This is a genomic window from Streptomyces sp. NPDC057543, assembly GCF_042801895.1.
Classification (GTDB): domain Bacteria; phylum Actinomycetota; class Actinomycetes; order Streptomycetales; family Streptomycetaceae; genus Streptomyces.
This window is the reverse complement of the sequence record NZ_JBHVFF010000009.1, coordinates 60,199-66,766: the sequence shown is the minus strand read 5'-3', so window position 1 is coordinate 66,766 and position 6,568 is coordinate 60,199. Positions and strand designations below refer to the sequence as shown.

Genomic DNA, 6,568 nt, shown 5'->3' with positions numbered 1-6,568 from the left:
CCCTCCCTTTCGGGGGGCGCCCTCCGCCGTCGTGTACCGGTCGGTCTACGGCTCGAACTTGTACCCCAGGCCGCGCACCGTCACCAGGAAGCGCGGCGCGCCCGGGTCGGGCTCGATCTTGGCGCGCAGGCGCTTGACGTGGACGTCGAGGGTCTTGGTGTCGCCCACGTAGTCCGCGCCCCAGACCCGGTCGATCAGCTGCATGCGGGTAAGGACCCGGCCCGCGTTGCGCAGCAGCATCTCCAGCAGGTCGAACTCCTTGAGCGGGAGGTCGACCTTGCCGCCGGAGACCGTGACGACGTGGCGGTCCACGTCCATCCGGACCGGGCCCGCCTCCAGGGCGGCCGGCGTGACCTCCTCCGGCTCGCCACGGCGGCGCAGCACGGCGCGGATGCGGGCGACGAGCTCCCGCGAGGAGAACGGCTTGGTGACGTAGTCGTCGGCCCCTATTTCCAGGCCGACGACCTTGTCGATCTCACTGTCCTTGGCCGTGACCATGATCACGGGGACGTTGGACCGGCTGCGCAGCTGGCGGCAGACCTCCGTACCGGGCAGGCCCGGCAGCATCAGGTCGAGCAGCACGAGATCGGCGCCGTTGCGCTCGAACTCGTCGAGCCCGTCCGGGCCGGTCGCCGCGATGGCGACTTCGAAGCCCTCTTTGCGGAGCATGTACGACAGGGCGTCGCTGAAGGATTCCTCATCCTCGACGACAAGCACTCGGGTCACGGAAGGACCTCCGGGGCAGGGAATGGTTCAGGGGTGTCGGGGTGAGCGGGTCCGTAGGGGCCCTCGTCGCCGTTGACGATGAGCGGTCCGCCCGGGCTGCGGTCGCGTTCCCGTACGGAGCCCGCTTCGGGCAGCCGCAGGGTGAAGGTGGAGCCCTGGCCCTCCGAGCTCCAGACCGTGACCTCCCCGCCGTGCGAGGCGGCCACGTGCTTGACGATGGCGAGGCCGAGGCCGGTGCCACCGGTGGCCCGTGAGCGGGCCGGGTCGACGCGGTAGAAGCGTTCGAAGACCCGCTCGCGGTCCTTCTCCGAGATGCCGATGCCCTGGTCGGTCACGGCTATCTCGATCTGGTCCCCGCCGGGTACGGACAGCCGCCTGGCGGCGATGCCCACTCGGGTACGGGCGGGGCTGTAGTTGACGGCGTTCTCGACGAGGTTGCCGAGCGCCGCGGCGAGCTGGCCGCGATTGCCCCAGATGCGGAGCTCCGCGGTGCCGCCCGCTGCCATGGTGATCTGCTTCGAGCCGGCCTGCTGACGGCAGCGGTCGATGGCCTCGGCCACCAGCTCGTCCACCCGGACCGGCTCGGCGTCCTCCAGCGGGTCGTCGTTCTGCACCCGGGAGAGGTCGATGATCTCCTGTACGAGGTTGGTCAGCCTGGTCGCCTCGATCTGCATCCGCCCCGCGAACCGCTCCACCGCCTCCGGGTCGTCGGAGGCGTCCATCACGGCCTCGGAGAGCAGCGAGAGCGCGCCGACCGGGGTCTTGAGCTCATGGCTGACGTTGGCGACGAAGTCCCGCCGTACCGCTTCGATACGGCGGGCCTCGGTGAGGTCCTCGACCAGCAGGAGCACCAGCCGGGAGCCCAGCGGGGCGACCCGGGCGGAGACCGCGAGGGCCTCGCCGCGCCCGGTACCGCGCCGGGGAAGGTCCAGTTCGACCTGGCGTATCTCACCGTCACGACGGGTGTCCCGGGCCATGGTCAGCATCGCCTCGACGGCGAGCCGCCCACCCCTGACGAGTCCCAGCGCATAGGCGGCGGAGCTGGCCTTGACCACGCTGTCGCTCTCGTCGAGCACGACCGCGGAGGAGCTGAGCACGGAGAGGACCGTGTCCACCCCCGGGGGAAGGGCGGCGTTGCTGTCGGGCCGCAAGGACGTGCGCGTCGGCTTCTTCTGGTCGCGCTCGCTCCAGCGGAACGCCAGCATGGCGATCACGCCGGTACACGCACCGCCGATCGCCGCAGCTGCGGCGACTGCCGCGTTCACGTCCATACGTCAAGGTTATGCGGGTCCGGGAGCACTCTCCCAGCCATCCGAGTGCCTGTCCGAACACTCGTCGCCCAGAGTTCACCGAGGAGCAAGGGCTGGTTCACTTGGGCGGCCGGAACCCGACGCGTACACCACCCAGGGTGGCAGCGTGGGGTTCATACCTGGCCCCGGCCTTACACAGAGGACTGGAGAGGGACTTCCATGCGTGACGCCTACCACGAGGAACTCGACTCGATCGGCGAGGGACTGGTCGAGATGGCCCGGCTCGTCGGGTCGGCGATCGGCCGGGCGACGACGTCCATGCTCGATGCCGATCTCAAGCTCGCGGAGAGCGTGATCGCCGCGGACCAGAAGGTCGACGACCTCCAGCACGACCTGGAGGCGCGGGCCATCGCCCTGCTCGCGCGCCAGCAGCCCGTGGCGACGGATCTGCGGATCGTGGTCACGTCGCTGCGGATGAGCGCCGACCTGGAGCGCTCGGGGGACCTCGCCCAGCATGTCGCCAAGCTGGCCCGGCTGCGGTTCCCGGAATCGGCGGTGCCGCACGACCTGCACGCCACCATTCTGGAGATGGGGCAGCTGGCGCAGCGCCTGATGGCCAAGGCCGCCGAGGTGATCATCACCAAGGACGTCGATCTGGCACTTCAGCTGGAGCAGGACGACGACGAGATGGACCTGCTGCACCGCACGCTGTTCCAGCACCTGATGGACGACCGCTGGAAGCACGGCATCGAGACGGCCGTCGACGTGACGCTGCTCGGCCGCTACTACGAGCGCTTCGCCGACCACGCGGTGTCGGTCGCCAAGCGGGTCGTCTACCTGGTGACGGGTGAGCACGCCGACGAGATCCAGCAGCAGCAGACTGCGGTGGAAGGCGCGTAACGGGCGGGAAACGGGGGCCGTGGGGCTGTCGGGGCACGTGGGGGCCGTGAGACCGCGGGACCGTGCGGGCCGTGACACAGGGCTGCCAGGCGTACGCGGTCGCATTCCGTCGCACGTGTGTCTCTGCACGTGTGCGCCGTTGATGCGCCCGCCCGAGTGGGCATCCAATGGGGTGGGGCGGCGCGTCTTGTCCGTACGCCCCGGTCGTGCGCGCGTCGCTGTGGCGTACGGCCCTGTCGTACGCCTAGAGGAGGAACCATGGCCGATTCCCCCACGACCGACCCCCAGCAGGAGGCACCCGCCGACGTCGTGCACCTGACCGTGCTCGGCGCCTGCGGCTGCGGCTCGGGCTGCGGTTGCGGCTGCCAGTCCGGGGCCCCGTGCCAGTGCGGTGGCTGCTGCGGCTGACCGGCCGCCACGGCAGCCGAAGGGCGCCCCGCGCGGAGCAGGCTGCTCGCTGCTCCGCGCGGGGCGCCGTCGTGTGCGGGTGGCCCGTCTCAGGCCGTGAGCGGCTCCGGGGCCCGGCGCCTTCGCGCCACCGCGTGCCCCGCCGTACCGATCAGCAGCAGGGCCACCACCGTGCCCAGCGTGAAGCCCTCGAACGTGAGCCGGGAGACGCCCCAGATGCCATGGAAGTCGTACCCGATGCCGAGCAGCGACTCCAGCGTCCCGGGGAACAGCGCCGAGAACGACCCCACCAGGATCCAGGCGTAGACGAGCCCCGCGCAGCCCATGAACCCCGCGGTGCCGAACGGCACCCGGTACGGCCGGGCCACGTCCCCGTGCCGCACCCGCAGTGCCACCAGCGCGGGGACGACCACCAGATAGGACAGCAGCAGGGTGGTCACGGCGACCGTGAGGACGACGCCGAACACCGCCGCCGCGTCCCCGGCGGCCAGCCGCATCGCGGCGAACATGAAGAGCGTCGCGATCACCCCGGAGAGCAGATTGGTGCGGACCGGGGTGCCGAGCGCGGGGTGGAAGGCGCCCAGCGAACGGCTGAAGAAGCCGCCGTCGGCCGCGGCCATCGCCTGCATCCGGTCGCTGACGATCATCCAGGCGCTGCCCTGGGTGAGCAGGGCGAAGACGAACATCACGGCGACCGTGGTCAGGACCGGACCGCTCGCCGACCCGTACACGCCGAAGACCATCCTGGCGCCCTCCATGAAGCCGCCGATGCCGGTGACCTGCCCGGCGGGGACGACGGCGAGGATCGCGAAGACGGGCAGCAGGTAGCAGGCCGCGGCGATCAGCGCGGAGCGGCCGAGCGCCACGGGTACGTCGCGCTGCGGGTCATGCATCTCCTCCCCCGCCGCGTTGGGCGCCTCGAACCCGACGTATGCGAAGAGCAGGACGGGAACGAGCGCCAGGAACCCCGCGGTGGTGGGTGAGAAGGAGGCGCTGTCCAGGCCGCGGAAGCCGTGGCCGATGCCGTACGCGACCGCGGTCGCCGTGAACACGACCAGGGCCAGGACCTTCACCGCGGCCCCCGCCGTGGTGATCCACTTGCCGCGGCGCAGCGACACGACGGCCGTCAGGATCGCCACCCAGATGAAGAGCAGCTTGAACGCGTAGTCGGCGAAGGTGCCCTCGCCGAGGTGGAAGACGAAGCCGTCCCAGGTCTCGGCGGCGAGGAAGACCAGGGAACCGCCGAGCCAGATCGGGTTGGTGACCCAGTAGAAGAGCGTGGTGATCGCGGCGGGCAGCCGGCCGAAGGCCCGCTTCACCCAGACGTACGGGCCGCCCTCCTGCGGGAACGCGGCGCCGGTCTCGGCGAACAGCAGCGCGTACGGGACCAGGAAGAAGACGGCGATCGCGGCGGTCCAGGTGACCGCCTCGCCGCCGCCGGTGGCGATCTGGCCGACGGTGTCGAACGAGATGACGGCGGCTACGCCCATCGCCATGATGTCGAACCGGCGGAGGCTGCGGTGGAGGTGTGGAGTGGGGGACGTCGGGGAGTCGGGCACGGTCGGTCCTCGGGGGCGGGGCGGGTAGGGACGTACGTACGCGTGCGGGGGCGCGGGTGCGGGGGCGCGGGTGCGGGTTCGCGGGTGCGGGTTCGCGGGTGCGGGTTCGCGGAGTGGGTGCGGGTTCGCGGGTGCGGGTTCGCGGAGTGGGTGCGGGTTCGCGGGTGCGGGTTCGCGGAGTGGGTGCGGGTTCGCGGAGTGGGTGCGGGGCAGGTGCAGGTGCGGGTACGGGTGAGGGCGGGTGCGGGCTGCCGCGCGGGGCTTTCCTCTGCCCACCCCTTCCCGTAACCGGGCTCCGCCCCGGACCCCGCGCCTCGAACGCCGGCGAGGCGCGGTGGGCCCCGCGAGACTGAATGGGGCTGGAGGGGCTACGGCCTGATCTCGCCCGACGGCGACGTCCTCTCCAGGACCGAGCGCAGCGCCGCCGCCACCTCCTTCGTCTCCTCCTCCGTGATGATCAGCGGCGGGGACAGCACCAGGCTGTGTGCGGAGTCGCGGACGATGACGCCGCTCTCGCGGCGGATCACGTCGTGCGGCATGCGGGCCGGGTCCAGCGGCAGCGGGGTGCGGGAGTCACGGTCGGTGACCAGTTCCACGGCGAGCATCATGCCCACGGAGCGGATCTCGCCGACGATCGGCAGATCGCCCAGCTGGGCCTGCAGTTCGGCGTGCAGGTGGGCGCCCATGGTGACGGCCCGGCCGAGCAGCCCCTCGCGTTCGATGATGTCGAGGTTGGCCAGGGCGACCGCGGCGGCGACCGGGTGGCCGTTGTACGTGTACCCCATCGGGAAGCCCTGGTCCAGGAGCAGGGCCTCCGCGACCCCGTCGGCGACCAGGAGCGCGCCGAGCGGGGTGTAACCGGAGGTGATGCCCTTCGCCGTGACGATGATGTCGGGGGTGACACCGAAGTGCTGGGCGGCGAACCATTCGCCGACCCGGCCGTATGCGGTGACGACCTCGTCGAGGATCAGCAGGATGCCGTGCCGGTCGAGGACCTCGCGGACCCGCGGCCAGTAGTCCGCCGGGGGTACGAGCATGCCGCCGACGCCCATGATGGGTTCGCCGATCATCGCCGCGATGTTCTGCGGGCCGATCTCCGCGATGCGCGCCTCCAGTTCGCGGATCAGGAAGTCGGTCGGGTCCTCGCCGCCGTACAGCTCGGTGCGGTACGGCCACGGCGGGGTGAGGTGGGAGACGTGCGGCATCATCGGGGCGAACCCCTCGTGGTAGACCGGGAATCCGGTGGCCGAGCCGCCGCCGTAGCCGATGCCGTGGTACGCCTTGTCGCGGGCCAGGATCCAGGTGCGGGACGACTCGCCGCGCCGGTGGTGGTAGTAGCGGGCCATCTTGATGGCCGCCTCGTTGCCCTCGGAGCCGCCCGAGGTGAAGTAGACGTGGTTCAGGCCCTCGGGGGCGAGGGACGCGAGCCGGGCGGCCAGCGCGATGGCCTTGTCGTTGGAGAACTCCCAGAAGCTGGTGAAGTACTCCAACTGCTTCATCTGGTCGAAGGCGACCTGGGCGACCTCCTCACGGCCGTGGCCGATCTGGGCCAGCCAGAGTCCGCCGGTGGCGTCGAGGTACGAGCGGCCCTCGGCGTCGGTGAGGCGGCAGCCGGAGCCTTCGGTCATGATGACGCGCTCCTCGGCGGTGCCGGGGAGGTAGGGGTGGATGATGTGCGCCCGGTCGGTGGCGGCGAGTGCGGCGTGGCTGAGGGTCATCGTCGTA

The 6,568-nt window shown here is 71.3% G+C and carries 6 protein-coding genes; 2 read left to right on the top strand and 4 right to left on the bottom strand.

Annotation, left to right across the window (positions count from 1 at the left end):
- Positions 1-45 precede the first annotated feature (45 nt).
- Together ACFU8Q_RS03485 and ACFU8Q_RS03480 are read right to left on the bottom strand one after the other, a co-directional pair.
- Entirely contained in the window at positions 46-726 is a 681-nt protein-coding gene (locus ACFU8Q_RS03485) for a response regulator transcription factor (protein WP_030977814.1), read from the bottom strand.
- Positions 723-1,997, bottom strand: a complete 1,275-nt coding sequence (locus ACFU8Q_RS03480; protein ID WP_384447225.1) for a sensor histidine kinase — start codon at positions 1,995-1,997, stop codon at positions 723-725. Before ACFU8Q_RS03480 ends, ACFU8Q_RS03485 begins: the two co-directional genes overlap by 4 nt.
- Before the next feature lie 198 nt (positions 1,998-2,195).
- On the opposite strand from ACFU8Q_RS03480, the gene phoU reads away from it, so the two are divergent.
- Together phoU and ACFU8Q_RS03470 are read left to right on the top strand one after the other, a co-directional pair.
- Complete coding sequence (phoU, locus tag ACFU8Q_RS03475; RefSeq protein ID WP_383759178.1) at positions 2,196-2,876, top strand: phosphate signaling complex protein PhoU; 681 nt, start codon at positions 2,196-2,198, stop codon at positions 2,874-2,876.
- 258 nt (positions 2,877-3,134) lie between these two features.
- Positions 3,135-3,284 (top strand): hypothetical protein, encoded by a 150-nt coding sequence (locus tag ACFU8Q_RS03470; RefSeq protein ID WP_351075307.1) that lies wholly within the window; start codon positions 3,135-3,137, stop codon positions 3,282-3,284.
- Between the two features lie 89 nt (positions 3,285-3,373).
- Here the strand turns inward: ACFU8Q_RS03470 and ACFU8Q_RS03465 are convergent, their stop codons facing one another.
- Both ACFU8Q_RS03465 and ACFU8Q_RS03460 read right to left on the bottom strand, forming a co-directional pair.
- Positions 3,374-4,843, bottom strand: coding sequence for an APC family permease (locus tag ACFU8Q_RS03465; protein WP_384447223.1), 1,470 nt, complete (start codon positions 4,841-4,843; stop codon positions 3,374-3,376).
- 368 nt (positions 4,844-5,211) lie between these two features.
- A complete protein-coding gene (locus ACFU8Q_RS03460; protein ID WP_384447221.1) occupies positions 5,212-6,561 on the bottom strand; it encodes an aspartate aminotransferase family protein in 1,350 nt (449 codons plus the stop codon).
- Between the last annotated feature and the right edge of the window lie 7 nt (positions 6,562-6,568).